The 17,926-nt window shown below is 65.5% G+C and carries 15 protein-coding genes; 6 read left to right on the forward strand and 9 right to left on the reverse strand.

Features of this window, described 5'->3' with window-relative positions:
• The first annotated feature begins 1 nt into the window (after position 1).
• From LZ012_RS03670 to LZ012_RS03680, 3 genes are all read left to right on the forward strand, one after another.
• Positions 2-502 (forward strand): hypothetical protein, encoded by a 501-nt coding sequence (locus tag LZ012_RS03670; protein ID WP_275707664.1) that lies wholly within the window; start codon positions 2-4, stop codon positions 500-502.
• Entirely contained in the window at positions 499-1,656 is a 1,158-nt protein-coding gene (locus LZ012_RS03675) for a CaiB/BaiF CoA transferase family protein (protein ID WP_275707666.1), read from the forward strand. The genes LZ012_RS03670 and LZ012_RS03675 overlap by 4 nt, the downstream gene beginning before the upstream one ends.
• Positions 1,657-1,778: 122 nt before the next feature.
• Positions 1,779-2,357, forward strand: a complete 579-nt coding sequence (locus LZ012_RS03680) for a hypothetical protein (RefSeq protein ID WP_275707668.1) — start codon at positions 1,779-1,781, stop codon at positions 2,355-2,357.
• A gap of 38 nt (positions 2,358-2,395) precedes the next feature.
• Here LZ012_RS03680 and LZ012_RS03685 read toward each other — a convergent pair whose 3' ends face one another.
• The 3 genes from LZ012_RS03685 to LZ012_RS03695 all read right to left on the reverse strand — a co-directional run bounded on the left by LZ012_RS03685 (position 2,396) and on the right by LZ012_RS03695 (position 4,823).
• Positions 2,396-3,340: an FHA domain-containing protein gene (locus LZ012_RS03685; protein ID WP_275707670.1), complete on the reverse strand. Its 945-nt coding sequence runs from the start codon at positions 3,338-3,340 to the stop codon at positions 2,396-2,398.
• A gap of 168 nt (positions 3,341-3,508) precedes the next feature.
• The gene (locus tag LZ012_RS03690; protein WP_275707672.1) at positions 3,509-4,369 is read right to left on the reverse strand and encodes an SPFH domain-containing protein; all 861 of its coding nucleotides are present in this window, start codon (positions 4,367-4,369) and stop codon (positions 3,509-3,511) included.
• 10 nt (positions 4,370-4,379) lie between these two features.
• The gene (locus tag LZ012_RS03695) at positions 4,380-4,823 is read right to left on the reverse strand and encodes an NfeD family protein (protein WP_275707674.1); all 444 of its coding nucleotides are present in this window, start codon (positions 4,821-4,823) and stop codon (positions 4,380-4,382) included.
• A 107-nt stretch (positions 4,824-4,930) separates the two neighbouring features.
• On the opposite strand from LZ012_RS03695, the gene LZ012_RS03700 reads away from it, so the two are divergent.
• Entirely contained in the window at positions 4,931-5,827 is an 897-nt protein-coding gene (locus LZ012_RS03700) for an AEC family transporter (RefSeq protein ID WP_275707676.1), read from the forward strand.
• 61 nt (positions 5,828-5,888) lie between these two features.
• Here LZ012_RS03700 and LZ012_RS03705 read toward each other — a convergent pair whose 3' ends face one another.
• Complete coding sequence (locus LZ012_RS03705) at positions 5,889-6,374, reverse strand: PhaM family polyhydroxyalkanoate granule multifunctional regulatory protein (protein WP_275707678.1); 486 nt, start codon at positions 6,372-6,374, stop codon at positions 5,889-5,891.
• 186 nt (positions 6,375-6,560) lie between these two features.
• Here LZ012_RS03705 and LZ012_RS03710 point away from each other — a divergent pair, with 186 nt between their 5' ends.
• Entirely contained in the window at positions 6,561-7,223 is a 663-nt protein-coding gene (locus LZ012_RS03710; RefSeq protein ID WP_275707680.1) for a response regulator transcription factor, read from the forward strand.
• Here LZ012_RS03710 and LZ012_RS03715 read toward each other — a convergent pair.
• The 5 genes from LZ012_RS03715 to LZ012_RS03735 all read right to left on the reverse strand — a co-directional run bounded on the left by LZ012_RS03715 (position 7,193) and on the right by LZ012_RS03735 (position 16,360).
• On the reverse strand, positions 7,193-9,289 hold the full coding sequence (locus tag LZ012_RS03715; protein WP_275707682.1) for a sensor histidine kinase: 2,097 nt from the start codon (positions 9,287-9,289) through the stop codon (positions 7,193-7,195). The two genes, LZ012_RS03710 and LZ012_RS03715, sit on opposite strands and share 31 nt — an antisense overlap.
• 6 nt (positions 9,290-9,295) lie before the next feature.
• Positions 9,296-10,045, reverse strand: a complete 750-nt coding sequence (locus tag LZ012_RS03720; RefSeq protein WP_275707684.1) for a class I SAM-dependent methyltransferase — start codon at positions 10,043-10,045, stop codon at positions 9,296-9,298.
• Positions 10,046-10,135: 90 nt separating this feature from the next.
• Positions 10,136-11,221 (reverse strand): acyltransferase family protein, encoded by a 1,086-nt coding sequence (locus tag LZ012_RS03725; protein WP_275707686.1) that lies wholly within the window; start codon positions 11,219-11,221, stop codon positions 10,136-10,138.
• A 261-nt stretch (positions 11,222-11,482) separates the two neighbouring features.
• A complete protein-coding gene (locus LZ012_RS03730) occupies positions 11,483-14,923 on the reverse strand; it encodes an indolepyruvate ferredoxin oxidoreductase family protein (protein ID WP_275707688.1) in 3,441 nt (1,146 codons plus the stop codon).
• Between the two features lie 138 nt (positions 14,924-15,061).
• Positions 15,062-16,360: a GNAT family N-acetyltransferase gene (locus LZ012_RS03735; RefSeq protein WP_275707690.1), complete on the reverse strand. Its 1,299-nt coding sequence runs from the start codon at positions 16,358-16,360 to the stop codon at positions 15,062-15,064.
• Positions 16,361-16,480: 120 nt separating this feature from the next.
• On the opposite strand from LZ012_RS03735, the gene LZ012_RS03740 reads away from it, so the two are divergent.
• Positions 16,481-17,884 (forward strand): branched-chain amino acid ABC transporter substrate-binding protein, encoded by a 1,404-nt coding sequence (locus tag LZ012_RS03740; RefSeq protein WP_275707692.1) that lies wholly within the window; start codon positions 16,481-16,483, stop codon positions 17,882-17,884.
• Positions 17,885-17,926 lie beyond the last annotated feature (42 nt).

Genomic DNA, 17,926 nt, shown 5'->3' on the forward strand with positions numbered 1-17,926 from the left:
CATGCGTATTTTTCTTGCGGCATTGCTTTGTCTGGCGGCCTCTGCGCAGGCCGACGAAGCGCAACTGCGTCCGTCGGCCCGCCTGTTGTTCAAGCAGCCGGAAATGCTGCACGCCGGGCAATGCGTGCGCTATGAGGAGGGCGGTACCGGCTGGGTAGTGACCGAGCCGGTGTTCTATCTGAAGGGCGAGGTCGTGGCCAGCGAGGTACGGACCCGCCACCTGGGCAAGTGCCCGCGCGTGCCGGGCAAGAGTCTCGAACAATACAGCCGCGCCGAATTCAATCGCCATGCCCTGGCTTACCCGTGCGTCAGCCAGAACGTTGCCGAGCGTGACGAGCAGATCGGTATCGTCCGCATCCGCGTCAGCGACTGGGAAACGCCGTATGCCCGCAAGGCCGAAAATGCCGGGCGCCTGTATCGCGGCATGTTCATCGACCGCAAGCTGCAAAAAGGCATGGAACTCGAACTCGAAGCCGACCTGCTCGGCGTCTGTCCGTCATGAGCCGTCCAGCGCCCCTGGCCGGCATCCGTATCCTCGACCTGACCCGGCTGCTGCCCGGGCCGGTCGCGACTTTGCACCTGGCCGACCTGGGGGCCGATGTGATCAAGATCGAGGACCCGCAGCTCGGTGATTACGCCCGCACGCTGGGCACCGGGCAGGGCGAAGACAGCGCTTATTTCCGGATGATCAACCGCAACAAGCAGGGCCTGGTTCTCGACCTGAAGAAGCCGGAAGGGGTCGAGGTCTTCCTGCGCCTGGCCGCCAGCGCCGATGTCGTGGTCGAGAGTTTCCGGCCGGGCGTCGTCGACAAGCTGGGCATCGGCTACGAAACGGTGCGTGCCCTCAATCCAAAAATCACCTACTGCTCGATCAGCGGCTACGGCCAGGACGGCCCCTACAAGCATCTGGCCGGCCACGACATCAACTACCTCGGCTACGCCGGCGTGCTCGACCAGATCGGGATCGAGGGCAGCCAGCCGGCGATTCCCAATTTCCAGATCGCCGACCTGCTCGGCGGAGCGCTGACCGCCGCCATGGGCATCCTGGCCAGCGTCGTCGAGGCGCAGCGCAGCGGGCAGGGGCGTTATGTCGACGTTTCGATGACCGACAGCGTGCTGGCCCACACCTATTTCGCCATGCTGCGCCTGAACGACGCCGGCGCTTCGGCGCCGCGCGGCACCGATCTGCTGACCGGCGGCCTGCCCTGCTATGCGACCTACCGTTGTGCCGACGGCAAGTACATGGCGGTCGGGGCGCTGGAAGGGAAGTTCTGGCAGATCTGCTGCAGCGTGCTGGAGCGTCCCAAGTGGATCGCACGCCAATGGGATGCCGGCCTGCGCGCAGAAATGTCCGCATTGTTCGCCACCCGCGACCGCGACGACTGGGCGGCGCGCTTTGCCGCCAGCGACTGCTGCGTGACGCCCGTCCTCGCGCCGGAAGAGGCCCTGCACAACGAACAACTGGCTGCCCGCGGCATGATCATGCGCCGCGACGGCCTGACCCAGTTCGCCCCGCCCCTGAAACTGTCCGAACACGAATTCGCCATCCGCCAGCCGGCGCCGCGGGCCGGCGAGCACAACGCGGCGATTCTGCGCGCCGCCGGTTATTCCGAGGCCGACGTGGTCCGCTTGCAGCAGAGCGGCGCCCTCGGCTGAGAGCAGGCTAATTAATCTAAGGCGCGAGCCGACCGTTTCGCGGGTTCCGCGGCGTGACGCTCGTTCCGCGATCAGGCAAACTCCCTGCATTGCCGGCTCATTCGGCCATCGGAGCATGGAACATGACCACGCATATCGACGAACTGCTGGCGCGTATTCACGAACTGGAAGATCAGGTCGAGGACGAGTACCGCAAGGCCCGGGAGGCCTGGGCCCAGAAAAGGCAAGGGCTGGCCGAGGAATTCCTGCGCCAGCAGCGGCGCTACAAGATAGGGCTGTTCCGCTTCCTGCTGCGCAGCCGCCTGCTGGTGGCACTGACCGCCCCGGTGATCCACGCCGGCTGGATTCCCTTCCTGTTGCTCGATCTGTTCGTGACGGTCTATCAGGCGATCTGCTTTCCGATCTACCGGATTCCCAAGGTACGGCGCGCCGATTATCTGGTCTTCGACCGAGAGGACTTGCCCTACCTGAACATCATCGAGAAATTCAACTGCTTCTATTGCTCCTACGGCAACGGCGTCGCCGCCTATTTCCGCGAAGTGGCGGCGCGCACCGAGCAGTACTGGTGCCCGATCAAACATGCCCGCCGGCTCAAGGCGGCGCACGAGCGCTATCACGATTTCTTCGACTACGGCGATGCCGAAGCCTTCCGCCAGGGGCTCGCCCGCCTGCGCCGGCAGTATGAAGATGCCGACAAATAGGCCGTAGCGGTCGCCAGCGGCAGGTCGCCGATGGCAGTTCAGCCGGTGGTGACGACCTCGAAGGCAAAAGATTGCGCGGCAGCGCTCTGCCAGCTCTGGCCGAAGCTGACCCGGCCCTTGCCGGACAGTTGCAGCATGCTCTTCTGGACCCGTGTTTCCTGTCCGTCGCCGAGATAGACGTAGGTCCCGTTGGTGCTCAGGTCGACCAGCACGTACTGCCCGAGGCGATAGATGATCCGGCAATGCTGGCGCGAGGCCTGCGGGCTGCTGACGACGACGTCACTGGCCGGGTCGCGGCCGAAGGTGATGACGTGTTGCCGGCTGTCGAAACTGTAGCTGTGCGTGCCTTGGTGCAGCACGATGCGCGCGTTCCGGGGCGGCGCAGGCTTCTCGGTGGCCAAGGGTTCGTTGGCGGCCGGCAGGGGTGGCCGCTGCATCGGAACGGCGTTCCAGTCGACGGAAAAGGCAGCAATCGCCGAACCGTCGTTGGCAATGGGCGCGCATTGGTCCTTCAGGGCTGACGGCAGCCCCGCACCGACCGTTTCCGAGATAACGATGCCCGATTCGCCGAGCAATTCCGATAGCTTGGCGGCGGTCGCTTCCGCCGGGTCGGGAGCCTGCTCGCTCAGGCGGCGGCCCAGTGTCACGTGAATTCCGATCTTCAGGGCCAGTTGGGTATCGGCCAGCTGGGGAATGACGGCGCACCGCCGCTGCATTTCGCAGGCACCGATGAGCGCTGCTTCCGCCGAATGGAAAGCGGCCAGCAGGCCCTGCGGGAAAGGTTTGAGCAGCGTGCCGCCATGCGCCTCCAGGACCCGCTCCAGGCGCTTAAGCCGGCGCTGGATCAGCTTGTCGAGCAGCTCGCCGTCGATGCGCGCTGCCTGACCGGAAATTTCATGTACGGCGCCGTGTACCAGATAGGAACTGTCGGCACCGGACAGGGGCTGTTCAACGGCGATGGTCGGGGTCGAAGGTTCCGGCATGGTGGGGTTAGGTCTGCGCTAGCGGTTGATCCTGAAAAAGCAAGGACATCGGCATTGACTGTAGCAGGATTGCCGGCGGCCGCCGTGCGGAATTTCGCCCCGAATGTGCAGTATTTCCGGTCCACCCGACGATCCCCCCTGCGCCCGGTGCGGCGCCGGGGGGCGGGCTCAGCTCTTGCGGCCGAACAGGCCGCGTACGGCGTCCTGCAGGTCGGCGGGCAGCACGACGAGCTTGGCGTTGCTCGCTTCACCCATGCGCTCCAGGGCCTTGATGTATTTCTCGCCCAGCATGTAGGACATCGGACCGCTCTGGTCGCCGATGGCGGCGGCGATGCGGCGGATGGCCTCGGCCGAGGCTTCGGCCAGCATGACTTGGGCGTTGGCATCGCGCTTGGACGATTCGAGGCGGGCCTCGGCTTCCAGGATGGCCGACTGCTTGGCGCCCTCCGCCCGGGTGACCACGGCCTTGCGCTCGCGCTCGGCCGCCGCCTGCATTTCCATCGCCTTCTGCATCGATTGCGACGGCTTGATGTCCTGGATTTCGACCGACTTGACGGTCAGGCCCCAGTCCACCGCTTCGTCGGCGATGCTCTCGCGCAGCCGGGCCTTGATCTTGTCACGCGACGACAGCGCTTCGTCGAGTTCCATTTCGCCGACGATGGAGCGCAGCGTGGTCATGATCAGGTTGCGGATCGCTTCCGAAAAATCGGTCACCCCATACACCGCCTTGACCGGGTCGGTGACCTTGATGAAGGCGATGGCATTGGTCAGGATCACCGCGTTGTCGCGGGTGATGACTTCCTGTTCCTGGACGTCGAGGATGATGTCCTTGGTCACCAGTTGGTAGGCGATCTTGTCGAGGTAGGGAATGACGATGTTGAGGCCGGGCTTCAAGGTGCCGTGATACTTGCCGAGGCGCTCGACGATCCATTCCATGCCCTGCGGCACGATGCGCACGCCCTTGGCGATGGTGACTGCGGCAAAGGCCAGGATGGCGACAACGACGACGAATCCGGGGCTGACTTCCATGGCGTGCTCCTCAAATTTTGCTGACGGTCAGGAAACTGCCTTCGACGCTGACCACCTTGACCCGCTCGCCGGCGGCGATAGCGCCATCGGCGACGCAAACCCACTCATCGGAACCGAGCACTGGGCGCTGGAAACGCACCTTGCCGCGCTGGAAGGGGGCGACGGCGCTGACCAGCAGGCCGATTTCGCCGATGGCCTCACCGGCCGCCGTGCCGACCCGCGTCTTGTGGAAACCCGGTTTGAAGACACGGAACCAGAGCGCCACCATGGCCAGCGAGGCCGCCGTCCAGATGGCCAGCTGGGCGGTCACCGACAGGTCGGGCAAGGCCAGCATGAGCAGGCCGACGAGCAGGGCGCCTAGGCCGAACCAGATGGTGAAAAACGATGGGATGGCCAGCTCGGCCACGATGAGCACTATGCCAATGACGATCCACGCCCACCACTCAAGTTGCATGTCATTCTCCTTGTCACAATCAGTATTTCGGGTTTGCGGCAGTGGGTCAAGCCGGCTTGCGGAAGGTACGGATGTCGGATGATTCCGGCTGGATTTAGAATGCGGCGATGAATACCGCCCTGCTGCTCTTGCCCGACTTCTCCCTGATTCTGCTCGGCGCCGCGATCCGGCGCTGGATGCACCTGGGCGACCACTTCTGGAACGGGGTCGAGAAACTGGTCTATTTCATCCTGTTCCCGGCGCTGCTCGTCAACGCCATCGTCAAGACCCGTCTCGACCTGGGCGCCGCCCTGCCGCTGCTCGCCGCCGCCTTTGCCGCCATGGCCGGCGGCATGCTGCTCGGCATCGTCCCCAAGCTGTTCACCCGCATGCCGGCGCTGACTTATGCGTCGATGTTCCAGTGCGCCTACCGCTTCAATTCCTACATCGCGCTGGCCGTTGCCGGCATGCTGTTCGGTGCGCCGGGCATCGCGACCATGGGCCTGATTGTCGGCGCCGCGGTGCCGCTGGCCAATCTGGTCTCGGTGTGGATGCTGGCCCGCCATGGTGAATCGGGGCTGTGGCGCGAGGTGGCGCGCAATCCGCTGATCTGGGGGACGGCGACCGGCTTCCTCCTCAATCTGGCCGGGTTCGTGCCGCCGGCCCCGCTGCAGGCCTTTCTCGGCCGCCTGGCCGACGCCTCGATCGCCCTCGGCCTGATCGCCGTCGGCGCCGCCTTGCGGCTGGACGGGGTCGGGGGGAGCAAACTGTTCGCCGGCTGGCTGGTTGCCGTCAAGCTGCTTGCCTTGCCGCTGATCGCCATCGGCGTCGGCTCGCTGCTCGGGCTGTCCGGTCTCAATTACCAGATCGTCGTGCTGTTCGCCGCCCTGCCGACGGCCTCATCGGCCTACATCCTGGCCATGCGCATGGGGGGTGACGGCCGCAGCGTCGCCTGGCTGATTTCGGCGACGACGCTCGCCTCCATGCTCACGCTGCCCGGCTGGGCGGCGTGGCTGGCCCGCTAAGGGAGCGAAACCGGGTTGGGGAGGACGCCGGACGGAACAGCGGGCGCCTGAGGGGGGCCGCTTACTTCCGGGGCCGCGCCGCCTTCGGCTTGGCGGCCGGAGCTTCGGTGGTGACCGCCTGGGCCGCCGCTTCGGCGTGGTGCTGCATCTGTTCGCGCATCTGCTGCATCATCTGCCACGGCCACATGGCGGCTTCGGACAAGGCGCCGCCATGAGCCGGATCGGCGACGCCCTGGAAAAAGTGGGGCTTGGCCGTCGGTTCTTCGGCGGGTTCCGATGTCATCGATTTGGCTGCATCGGCCGCCATCTTGCCCATGGCCTGCACGGCGCCGACCGTCGTGCGCTGCATCTCCAGGCCCTGGATGGTCATCTGCAGCATCGAGAGGTTCATGCGTAGCCAGCCTTCGACGGCCTTCATGTCCTTGATCCGCTTGTCCAGTTCGTCGAGGTCGAAGGTGGGCGCCACCATGCCGGGGAGCGAGAAGCCCATGTTGCCCCACATGTTGCGCATGAAATTTAGCGGGTCGTGTATTTGATTGTCATTCATCCTGGTCCCCTCCTGTTGGATGTCACCATCTTAAACCCGGATGCCGGGTTTGGGGGCGCCCCGTGGCGCCGCCGGGCGGTGTTTTTCCGACGCTGGGTATGGCGGGCAACGGGGGGCGGATGATCTGAATCAACCCATAAACTATGCAAAATGATAAATTAGCGGCCTGTCGAAAGAGGGGTGGGTATGCTGAAGCTGTTGGTGGTTGAAGATCACGCACTGGTTCGCGAAGGCCTGGTTCGCCTGCTCGCGCAAATGGAACGCGGGGTGGAGGTGCAGGAGAGTGCCGATTTCGAGTCGGCGCTGAATGTCCTCGACAACGAGGGCGAGTTCGATCTGGTGCTCCTGGACCTGGCCTTGCCCGGCATAGACGGCTTTGCCGGCCTGGACATCCTGCGCCGGCGCTATCCGGCCATGCCGGTGGCGGTGGTCTCGGCCTTCGACGACACGCCGACCATCACGCGGGTGCTCAATCTCGGCGCTTCCGGCTTCATTCCCAAGGCCTTTTCTGGCGAGGCGCTGCTCTCGGCGGTACGCGAGGTGCTGGCCGGCAACATCTTCCGGCCGATCGGCCAGTCGGGCGCGACACTCGATGCCGAAACGCCGGTGCCGCCCAACAAGACCGGAATCCGGCCGGATGAGGTGGGGCTGACCGACCGCCAGGGGCAGGTTCTCGCCCTCATGGTGCGCGGCATGACCAATCGCGATATCGCCGACCAGCTCGGCCTGTCCGAAGGGACCGTCAAGATCCACGCCACCGCCGTGTTCAAGACGCTCGGCGTCAGCAGCCGGACCCAGGCGCTGGTCGCCGTGGCCCGCTACGGGATCGATTTCGAAAGTGTTTTCTGAAGCTGGTTGAGCAGCGCCCGCAGCCTGGCCGGGCGTAGCGGCATCGGCAGGCGGTGCACGCCGGCCGGCAGGTCGGAGCGGCTGTCGCCGAGCACGATGAGCGGCATGTCCGGCGCCTGGCCGCCGGCACACAGCGTATCGACTGCCGCCGGATCGGCGATCACGATGGCGTTCCGCGAACGCAGGCCGGCGTCGCCGGCCGGCAGAATGCTCACTTCGTAATTCCACTGGCGGACCAGCTCGGCGCACGCCTGCAGGTCGGCCGAATCCCCCATGCAATGGACGGCGCCAGCGCTTGCCGCGGCCGCCGTTTCGGCCGGCCGACTAGCCACGGGCAGGCAGCGGCTGACGTGCAGGGTGAAACAGGTCCCTTCGCCGGTGCGCGATTTCAACGTGACCTCGATGTCGAGCGCCTTGGCCAGGCGGTCGACGATGGACAGACCCAGTCCCAGCCCCTTGTTCTGCTCGCGCGCCGCGTTGCCGACCTGGTAGAACTCGGCAAAGATCGCCGCCTGGTGTTCCTGGGCGATGCCGATGCCGTTGTCGCGGACCTCGATGGCGAGCTGGCCGCCGCGCCGCCGGGCGGCGACCAGAATATGGCCGCCGGGCGGGGTGTAGCGCAGGGCGTTCGATACCAGGTTGGCGATCATGCGTTCGAGCATGATGGGGTCGGTGAACACCCACTGTTTGCTCGGATGGAAACGCAGGGTCATGTGGCGGTCGGTGGCGGCGCGCCGGAAGGAGTCGGCTAGCCGCTGGAAGATTGGCTGCAGCGGCGCGGCGCGGGAATCCGGTTTGATGCCGGCGACGTCGAGGCGCGAGATGTCGAGCAGCGAATCGAGCAATTCGCCGAGCAGGGTGGTCGACGCGGCGATCTGTTCGGCCAGGCGCGGCAGTTCCTGCAGCGTGCCGCTGCGCACCTGGCGCTGGAGGTCGGCAGCGAACAGCGACAGGGCGTGCAGCGGCTGCCGCAAGTCGTGGCTGGCGGCAGCCAGGAAACGGCTCTTGGCAGTATTGGCGCGCTCGGCTTCGTCCTTCTGGCCGGCCAGTTCGAGGGTTGCCTCGTGGACGCGCTCCTCCAGGTGATTGTGGCTGGCGGCCAGCTCGACGGTCATGTTGGCCATGTCCCGGACCTGGCGACGGACGAGGATAGAGCTGACGAGCAGCACGATGGTGACGAGCAGGGCGAGGGTGCCCAGTTCGAACAGCCGGTTGCGCCAGTTGGCGAGCAGCGTTTTTTCCGGGATCGCGCTCAGGATGCGCAAGTCGGAAAAACCGGGGACGACCGAGACGGAAATGAGCAGGCCGTCGTGCTTGTTGAGGCCGGATTCGTCGACCTGGCCGCGCAGCTTGCCGGCGAACAGCACGGCCTCCGCCTTGGCGCCGAGGATGGGCGATTGGCGGCTGAGGTCGGCCGGCCGGCAGGAGGCGACGATTTCGCCCTTGGCGTTGATGAGGACCGATTCGAAATCGTCGGACAGCCGGTTCGACCAGCAGAAGTCCTGCAGATAGGCCGGCTCGATGGCGCCGAACACGGCACCGCTGAATTGGCCGTTGTCGCCGGTGACCCGGCGGGCGATGCCGTAGGTGTAGCGGTTGGAATTGCGGCCGATATAGGGGCCGAAGGTGGCGCCTTCGGCGCCGCTTTCCAGGGCGGCGAAATAGGGCCGGTCATGGACGTTGATCTGCGGCGCCGGGAAATAGGTGGAAATGAAACGCTGGTTGCCCTGGCCGTCGAAGATGATCAGGTCGCGCAATTGCGGCATGGCGCGGGAGTGGCGCTGGGCGATGTATTCCCAGCCCTTGCTGGCATCCCAGCTCACCCAGTCGCGCCGGCTGTGCGACAGGTCGGTGGCCGTTTCGCGCAGCAGTACATCCACCGCCTCGAAGGTGCGCGCCGTGTGTTCGGCCATCATCAGCCCGAAGTGCTGCAGGCGGCGTTCGCCCGATTCGAGGTCGCGATGGCGGGCGACGACGAGGTCGGTGAGAAAGACCAACAGCACGATCAGCGTCCCGGCCAGCGAAATGGTCAGGGCCAGCGTTTCGGGTTTGCGGCGGTTGGGCATGCCCGGCTACAACGGGTAGCAGTAGAGTGGACGGGGCGGCGTGCAGGCGACTTCGATGACCTGCGCCGGCACCACGCCGGGGACCGGAAAACTGTTGCTGATAAACAGGCTGCCGGGCTTCATTTCGGCCCTCACCTTTTCCCACAGGCGCGGCATCGGAGCCGGCGACAGGAAAGCATAGACCACGTCGTAGTCGCTCAGATTTTCCTGCCACAGGTCGTCCCAGCGCCAGCGGATGTTCGGGCGGCCGACGCTGAGCAGGCGGCCGACCAGCCAGGTCAATGGGGCGTTTTCAACACCGGTGAAATGGCTGTCCGGCAACGCATCGGCAAGCGGCACGGTGGTGCTACCGAGGCCGGCACCGAGATCGAGGAAGCGGCTGGCGCCGCGTTCGGCAAGCAGCTCGGCAAGCGCCTGCACGGTCTGCTTGTTGGACAGGTAGAGCGGCACCTGGCCGGTCAGCGCACCGCGATAGACGAGCAACAGCAGGATGGCGGCGAGCAGGAACCAACCCGGGTCGATGGCCAGCGACTGGGTGTACCAGACGAGCGGCATGAAACCGGCGTGGATGACCCGCCACCACCACGGCTGGCGTGACAGGGTGGCGAAGAGCAGGGCGGCGCCGCCGATGGCCAGGCTGGTTTCCCGCCACGGCATGGCCTCGCCGTGCAGACCGTAATACGGCCAGGCCAGGGACAGAACGAGAATGGCCGCGGCGCCTTGCAGGGCCAACTGGCGGATGGGGGGGGAGGACATGCGTGCATTTTATGCGAATGGCCGCCCCGACCGGCGGTGGTCGGCCGCGAAAATTATCCTGTACCGCCCGGCCAGGCGGTCCCGTGGCCATCATGGACAATTGCGCTCGCGGTCGGCTGCGACGGTCGCCCTCTGCCTCGTAGCGTCGGCAAGGCGGGTCAGGAGGCGGCGCAGTTGGGCGGCGAGCGGCCTTTCGATCAGCCGATGGACGGCATACGCCGCCGTCAGCGCCAGCACTATCACGCCCCAGAACAGCAGGTGCTGTTCGACGACGGGGGCGTAGCGGTTGAACAGCATGTAGCCCACATTCTGGTGCAGCAGATAGAGCGGATAGGTCAGGGCGCCGGCCAGCAGCCAGCGCTGGCGGCCGAACCAGCCGGTGCGGCGCAAAGCGATGGCGAGCAGGACCGCGAAAAAGGCGGTTACCGCGGTGCCGATCGCAAGGGGCGCGAAGGTCATCGCGAAACGCACGCCCAGTGCGGCCGCTTCGCGATGGGCCTGGGCCAGCGCGAGCAGCCAGGCGCCGGCGAGCAGGGTGAGCCGGCCGCGGGAAGCGCCATCAACCCAGATCAGGTAGCAGGCCGCGCCGCCGATGAAGAAGGCCGAGTAATCGGCGATCAGCAGGTAGGCCAGCTTGCTGCCCGGCATGGCCTGGAGCATGGTCGAGGCGAGCAGCCAGACCAGCAGCAGGCGCTGGCTGCGGTGGATGCGGCCGAGGGCGAGGGTGGCCAGGGTCAGCGCGTAGAAGCGCAGTTCGACGAACAGCGACCAGTACACGCCGTCCATGGGGCGGACGTTGAAAAAGCCGCCGAGCAGCGTCAGGTTGGCGAAGTATTGCCCGGTTGACGCCGAAAAGCGGGGGGCGCCGATGGCCAGCGTGGCCATGAAGGTCAGCGTGCAGCACACCCACAGGGCCGGGTACAGGCGCACCGCGCGGGAGATGGCGAAATCGGCGATGCCGCCGCGGCTGGCCGTCATCAGGATCACGAAGCCGCTGATCATGAAGAACAGGTGCACGCCGAGAAAGCCGTATTGCGCCAGCGGCGCGAGGGCAGGGTAGGACATGGCGGACAGGTTGCCGGCAACCGCGCCGCGGAAGGCGTAGTGGTAGAAGACAACGGCCAGCGCCGCAACAAAGCGCAGCAGGTCGATTTCGTGAACGCGGGCATGGGACATCGCACTCTCCGCCGGAAAAGACGGAAAGCCCCTGTAGTCGCTTGCCCGTCCGGACAGGGGCATGCAAACCCGATACCCGGAAAGATGTGCCGGACGGTGCCGGAAAACGGCCGTGTCGGGAGTGGGTGGTCAAGCCTAGGGATGGGGCATTCCCGCGCCGGCGGGAATTACAGCGGGCACGCTTTCCGGGCGTCTGAGCATCCCCGCCGGCGCGGGAATGGGAGGAGTTACGAACGCAATTGGCCGGGATGCCTTGGCGCGCTAGCTTTCCATCGCGGCACGTGCCGCCTGGCGCACTGCTACGGCCTTTTTGGCCGCCGTTGCGCGCACCGGCCCGAAACCGCGGACCTCGGCCGGCCAACGGGCCAGGGCCACGGCTGCTGCCGGCGTTCCCGGTTGGGCCAGGATCAGGTCGAGGTCGGCTTCATAGTCGGCGAGCAGGCGGTGGTCGACGGCGCGGTCCGCGCTGGAGCGGAAGGGATCGAGCCAGCTGCCGCGTACGCCGCGAGCCTTGGCCAGCAGCTTCATGGCCGGCAGCATCCAGGCGCCAAAGCGAATTTTCTTCGGCCGTCCGTCGGGACCTGGCTTGGCGAGCACGGGCGGGGCGAGATGGAAGCTGAGCTGCAAGTCGCCGGAGAACTGCTCGCCGAGGCGGGCGACGAAATCGCTTTCGGTAAATAGGCGGGCGACTTCGTATTCGTCCTTGGGTGCCAGCAGGCGGGCGTACTGGGTGGCGACGGCCCGGGTCAGCGCTTCGTCGCCGCGGGCCTGAACGGCCTCGACCCGCTGCCGATAGCGTTCGGCCAGCCGGGCGTCCTGATAGGCGGTGAGGTGCTTGACGCGATGGGCGATCAGTTCGGCCAGCGACATTTCCGGTGCCGGCTGCCCACCCAGCGGACCGGCGAGGGCGGCCACCTGGTCCGGGAAGACGGCCGCGCGGCGGCCCCAGGCGAAGGCCTGGCGATTGGTGTCTACGGTCATGCCGTTCAGTTCGATGGCCTTGTCTAGCGCCGCGGCCGATACCGGAACCAGGCCTTTCTGCCAGGCGTAGCCGAGGAGCAGCATGTTGGCGTACAGGGCGTCGCCCATCAGCTTGCTGGCCAGATGCTGGGCGTCGACGAAGCCGACATGGTCGGCGCCGAGCGTATCGACCAGTTGCCGCTGCAGGCCGGCGAGCGGGAAATGCCAGTCGCGATTGCGCGTGAAGTCGGCCGTCGGTGTGTCGGTGCAGCTGACGACGGCCTGGGTGCGCCCTTCGATCATTTTCGACAGGGCTTCGGTGCTGGCGCTGACCACCAGGTCGCCGCCGAGGACGGCGTGGGCTTCGCCGGTGGCGATGCGGGCGGCGTGGATGTCCTCCGGCCGGTCGGCAATGCGCAGGTGCGAGAACACGGCGCCGTATTTCTGTGCCAGTCCGGTCATGTCCAGGGTCGAGATGCCCTTGCCGTCGAGGTGGGCGGCCATGCCGACCAGGGCGCCGAGGGTGATGACGCCCATGCCGCCGACGCCGGTGATCAGCAGGTTGTAGGGCTGGGTCGTGGCGGGCAGTTGCGGGGCGGGCAGGATGGGCCAGTTGTCGCTATCGATGGCGCTGCCGCGCCGCGGCTTGCCGCCCTCGATGGAGACGAAGCTCGGACAGAAGCCGTTGACGCAGGAAAAGTCCTGGTTGCAGGCCGACTGGTCGATCTGGCGCTTGGTGCCGAAGGCGGTGTCGACCGGGATGACCGACAGGCAGTTGGACTGCACCGAACAGTCGCCGCAGCCTTCGCATACCGCCTCGTTGATGACGACGCGCCGGGTGGTCGGCGGCATCTTGCCGCGCTTGCGCCGGCGGCGCGCTTCGGTGGCGCACACCTGGTCGTAGATGAGCACCGAGACGCCGGGGTGTTCGCGCAATTCGCGCTGCACGTGGTCGAGTTCGTCGCGGTGGCGGACCGGCACGTTGGGCGCCAGGTCGACGATGTCGGCATACTTGGCCGGGTCGTTGGTGACGACGACCATTTTCTCGACGCCCTCGGCTTCCAGCTGGCGGGTGATGCGGGCGACGCTGAGCACGCCGTCGAAAGGCTGGCCGCCGGTCATCGCCACGGCGTCGTTGTAGAGGATCTTGTAGGTGATCGGCACCTTGGCGGCCAGCGCCTGACGGATGGCGAGCAGCCCGGAGTGGAAGTAGGTGCCGTCGCCGAGGTTGGCGAAGATGTGCTTTTCGCTGGTGAACGGCGCCTGGCCGACCCAGGGCACGCCTTCGCCGCCCATGTGGGTGTAGGTGGCGGTCTGCCGGTCCATCCAGGTCACCATGTAGTGGCAGCCGATGCCGGCCACGGCGCGCGAACCTTCGGGCACCTTGGTCGAGGTGTTGTGCGGACAGCCGGAACAGAAGTGCGGCTTGCGCTCGGCCAGTACCATCGGCGTCAGCGCCGCCTTCTGCTTGGCGGAGATCAGTTGCAGCCGGGCCTCGATGGTCGGCGACGTGAAGAAGCGCTCGATGCGCTGGGCGATGACGCGGGCGATGACGGCGACCGGCAGTTCGCCGGTGGCCGGCAGCAGCCAGTTGCCTTCCGACCATTCGCCGATTTCGTCGAACTTGCCGATGACGCGGGGGCGGACGTCCTCGCGCCAGTTGTACAGCTCTTCCTTCAACTGGTATTCGAGCAGCTGGCGCTTTTCCTCGACGACGAGGATTTCCTCCAGTCCCTCGGCGAAGTGGCGGACGCCTTCCGGCTCCAGCGGCCAGACCATGCCGACCTTGTACAGGCGGATGCCGATCTCGGCCGCCAGCTTGTCGTCGATGCCCAGTTCGTCGAGCGCCTGGCGCACGTCGAGGTAGCTCTTGCCGGCGGTCAGGATGCCGAGGCGGGGGGCGGGAGAGTCGATGACCACCCGGTTGAGCTTGTTGGCCCGGCAGTAGGCCAGGGCGGCGTACAGCTTGTGGTTGAGCAGGCGGGCTTCCTGCTGCAGCGGCGGATCGGGCCAGCGGATGTTGAGGCCGTCAGGGGGGAGGGTGAAGTCGGTGGGATAGACGATATTGACGGCGCTCGGGTCGATATTGACCGAGGCTGAGGTCTCGACGGTGTCGGCCAGCGCCTTGAAGGCGACCCAGCAGCCGGAGTAGCGGCTCATCGCCCAGCCGTGCAGGCCGAAATCGAGGTATTCCTGCACATTGGCCGGGTAGAGCACCGGCATCAGCACTGCCTTGAATACGTGCTCGGTCTGATGCGGCAGGGTCGACGACTTGGCGGCATGGTCGTCGCCGGCAATGACCAGGACGCCGCCATGCTTCGCGGTGCCGGCGGCATTGGCGTGGCGGAAGACGTCGCCGCAGCGGTCGACGCCCGGCCCCTTGCCGTACCACATGCCGAAGACGCCGTCGTAGAGGGCGCCGGGGAACAGACCGACCTGCTGACTGCCCCACACGGCAGTCGCTGCCAGGTCCTCGTTGATCCCCGGCTGGAAAGTGACGTGATGCTCGGCGAGGTGCTGCTTGGCTTTCCACAGGCCGAGATCGAGGTTGCCGAGCGGGCTGCCGCGGTAGCCGGAAACGAAGCCGGCGGTATTGAGGCCGGCGGCCAGATCACGTTCCCGTTGCAGCATGGGCAGCCGGATCAAGGCCTGGGTGCCGGTCAGGAAGACGCGGCCGGTATGACGGGTATATTTATCGTCCAGCGTCGCGGCGAGCGCGGCTGGCAGAGCGAGATTGCTCATTGTTGTCTCCGTTTTATTCGCCTTGTGAGCGAGGTTTGGTCGCCGCATCGCCGGGGATGGTGGCGACACGGAGCTTGGAGATTTGAGTCTGGCTGAAGGCGAACGTTCCGGAAAATCGGGGTTAACCCGAACCTGCCGTCAGGTCAAAAAGCGGGTCGCCTGGTCGAGATCGTTGTGGGTGTGCCCTTCGTAGAGGGCCGTGACGAACTTGCGCCAGACGAGGTCCGGCTCGCCGATGCGGAAGCCGCAGTAGTGCTGGTTGTTGATGTCGGTTTCCTGGACGGCCTGGACGGTGAGCCGGGAGACTTCGTTGAAGCCGAGTTGCACCGTGGCATTGAGCCAGACGTTGGCCGGGATCTGCTGGGCGACGCGGGCGCGGAAGCCGTAGCGCGACACTTCGTTGACTTCGACCTGGATCTGCCCGCTGGCCAACGGATTGCTGTCGGCCAGGCGGGCCGGGCATTTGACCGAGAAACGCTGGTGCTGGCGGATCTGCCGGGCGACGCCGCTGCCGGGCATGGCCGGCAGCATCTTCTTGTATTCCGGCAGGTCGTAGATCAGGTGCAGCAAGGTCTTCTTGCGGTCGCTGAGGTCGGCAAAGACCGTGGTGCGCCGATTGAAGAAATGATCGATCAACTCCGGCGTCATCACCGGGTCGTTGGTCGTGAAGAAGCGGCGATGCGGGATCTGGATGTTGGGCAGCTTGGTTTCGACAAAGTAGCGGTACAGGTCGCGGTGGGGCGGCTTGCCGGCATACGCCTTGCGCATGGTTTCCGGAGCGTGCTTCAGGTCGAGTGTGGCGCCGACGGCCGGCGCACCATTCACGAAATCGTAGTTTTCCACCACGTTGGCGGTCAGCCGCTTGAAGAAGAGCAGCGACTCGTACATCTCGATGTGGCGCGGATTGACGGCGATGACCAGGTGGCGGGTGTCGAAGAAGGTCGTGCAGTACTCGTACATGAACTTCATCAGCGGAAAGAGGATGGTCCCGCCGGTGCGCCGGTAGCGCGGATGTACGGCCAATGCGGAAACCTCGGCAATCTGGCCTTCCTTCTCGCGGACATCGGTCAGGTCGAAGATGCGCTGTAGCGGAAAGCCGATGGCGCTTTCGCGGATCAGCGACAGCGTGCCGACCACCTGGTCGCCGATCTTGGCGCACAGGGTCGTCGTCGTCGGCAGCGCGTGGTAAATGGTTACCCGCATGCCCGACGGGTCGGGCGTCATGAAACCGCTGCTGACATAGGCGTCGTGCAGCAAAGTGAAACAGGCTTCCAGTTCTTCCTGAGTTTCGGCGATTTTGAGGACCAGACGCGCGTTTGGTTCTCGACAATCGACGAAGGAACGGTAGACGTTATGCCGGCTTTTCTGCGGCAGCATCGAGAACAGCTTGCGGGCCGTCTGGGTAAGCAGGAAGCGCAATCGGGCAATAGCCGGCATCTGGCACGCTCAAAAGAATGACTACGTCGTTGGATCATAACACCTAATTATTGACATGCATCAGGTGGCTCCGGACAATCGCCGGACAGTTCATAACCCCAGAGATCAGGAGATATACCGATGCACGCGAAGCTTTCCGTTGTTGCCCTCTCCATCGTTGCGGCTTTTGCCCTTGGCGCCTGCGGCCAGAAGGAAGAGCCGAAACCGGCCGCCCCGGCAGCTCCGGCGTCCAAACCCGAAGTCGTGGTCAAGCTGGGGCACGTCGCGCCGATGACCGGCCCGCAGGCACACCTCGGCAAGGACAACGAAAACGGCGCCCGTCTGGCGGTCGATGAGCTAAATGCCAAAGGCATGGAAATTGGCGGCGCCAAGGTCAAGTTCGAATTGCTGGCCGAAGACGATGCCGCCGACCCCAAGCAGGGTGCTATCGTGGCCCAGAAGCTGGTCGACGCCAAGGTTAACGGGGTCATCGGCCACCTGAATTCCGGAACCACCATCCCGGCCTCCAAGCTGTATTCCGATGCCGGCATTCCGCAGATTTCCGGTTCCGCCACCAATCCGAAATACACCCAGCAGGGCTTCAAGACCGCCTTCCGCGTGATGGCCAACGACGTGCAGCAGGGCAAGATCCTCGGCGAATTCGCCGTCAAGCAGGGCATCAAGACGGTGGCCATCGTCGATGACCGTACCGCCTACGGCCAGGGTCTGGCCGACGAGTTCAAGAAAGCGGCCGAAGTGTCGGGCCTCAAGGTCGTCGCCACCGAATACACCACCGACAAGGCCACCGATTTCAAGGCCATCCTGACCAAAATCAAGTCCACCAAGGCCGAACTGGTCTTCTACGGCGGCATGGACGCCCAGGGCGGCCCGATGGTCAAGCAGATGAAGGAACTGGGCATCAAGGCCAAGTTCCTCGGCGGCGACGGCGTGTGTACGCCGGAATTCATGAAGCTGGGCGGTGAGGCCAGCGAAGGCCAGTTCTGCTCGCTGCCAGGCATGCCGCTGGAAAAGCTGGCCAAGGGACCGGAGTTCAAGGACAAGTTCACCAAGAAGTTCAATGCCGAAATCCAGCTCTACGCACCGTATGTCTACGATGCCGTGATGGTCATGGCCGATTCGATGAAGCGCGCCGACTCGGTCGACCCGGCCAAATTCCTGCCGAGCGTCGGCCAGACCAAGTATGACGGCGTGACGGCACTGATCGAGTTCGACGCCCAGGGCGACCTGAAGGGCGGCGCCATCTCCATCTACCAGTACAAGGGCGGCAAGCTCGACTATGTCGAAACCCTGGGTGGCAGCCCGGCCGACACGGCCAAGGCCGACGTCAAGGAAGCGGTCGTCGAGGTGAAGGATGCCGCCAAGGCGGTGGCTGGTGTAGCGACGGCGGTCGGCAAGGAAGTAGCCGCCGAGGCCAAGGAAATGGCCAAGAGTGCAGCGGACGCCGGCAAGGAGGTTACCAAGGCAGCTGCCGAAAAGGTCAAGGATGCCGCCGAGGCAACCAAGGCTGCGGCCGAGAAGAAGTAAGATAGCGCTTCGCTAAACGGAAACGGCACCGCAAGGTGCCGT

This window comes from Dechloromonas hankyongensis (genome assembly GCF_022012295.1).
Taxonomy (GTDB): domain Bacteria; phylum Pseudomonadota; class Gammaproteobacteria; order Burkholderiales; family Rhodocyclaceae; genus Azonexus; species Azonexus hankyongensis.

Bases quoted from the DNA above. Each gene is read 5' to 3' on its own strand.
- LZ012_RS03670 (WP_275707664.1), top strand. From the start codon at position 2: ATGCGTATTTTTCTTGCGGCATTGCTTTGTCTGGCGGCCTCTGCGCAG.
- LZ012_RS03690 (WP_275707672.1), bottom strand. From the start codon at position 4,369: ATGGAAGTCAGCCCCGGATTCGTCGTCGTTGTCGCCATCCTGGCCTTT.
- LZ012_RS03710 (WP_275707680.1), top strand. From the start codon at position 6,561: ATGCTGAAGCTGTTGGTGGTTGAAGATCACGCACTGGTTCGCGAAGGC.
- LZ012_RS03700 (WP_275707676.1), top strand. From the start codon at position 4,931: ATGAATACCGCCCTGCTGCTCTTGCCCGACTTCTCCCTGATTCTGCTC.
- LZ012_RS03705 (WP_275707678.1), bottom strand. From the start codon at position 6,374: ATGAATGACAATCAAATACACGACCCGCTAAATTTCATGCGCAACATG.
- LZ012_RS03720 (WP_275707684.1), bottom strand. From the start codon at position 10,045: ATGTCCTCCCCCCCCATCCGCCAGTTGGCCCTGCAAGGCGCCGCGGCC.
- LZ012_RS03695 (WP_275707674.1), bottom strand. From the start codon at position 4,823: ATGCAACTTGAGTGGTGGGCGTGGATCGTCATTGGCATAGTGCTCATC.
- LZ012_RS03725 (WP_275707686.1), bottom strand. From the start codon at position 11,221: ATGTCCCATGCCCGCGTTCACGAAATCGACCTGCTGCGCTTTGTTGCG.
- LZ012_RS03730 (WP_275707688.1), bottom strand. From the start codon at position 14,923: ATGAGCAATCTCGCTCTGCCAGCCGCGCTCGCCGCGACGCTGGACGAT.
- LZ012_RS03715 (WP_275707682.1), bottom strand. From the start codon at position 9,289: ATGCCCAACCGCCGCAAACCCGAAACGCTGGCCCTGACCATTTCGCTG.
- LZ012_RS03675 (WP_275707666.1), top strand. From the start codon at position 499: ATGAGCCGTCCAGCGCCCCTGGCCGGCATCCGTATCCTCGACCTGACC.
- LZ012_RS03685 (WP_275707670.1), bottom strand. From the start codon at position 3,340: ATGCCGGAACCTTCGACCCCGACCATCGCCGTTGAACAGCCCCTGTCC.
- LZ012_RS03735 (WP_275707690.1), bottom strand. From the start codon at position 16,360: ATGCCGGCTATTGCCCGATTGCGCTTCCTGCTTACCCAGACGGCCCGC.
- LZ012_RS03740 (WP_275707692.1), top strand. From the start codon at position 16,481: ATGCACGCGAAGCTTTCCGTTGTTGCCCTCTCCATCGTTGCGGCTTTT.
- LZ012_RS03680 (WP_275707668.1), top strand. From the start codon at position 1,779: ATGACCACGCATATCGACGAACTGCTGGCGCGTATTCACGAACTGGAA.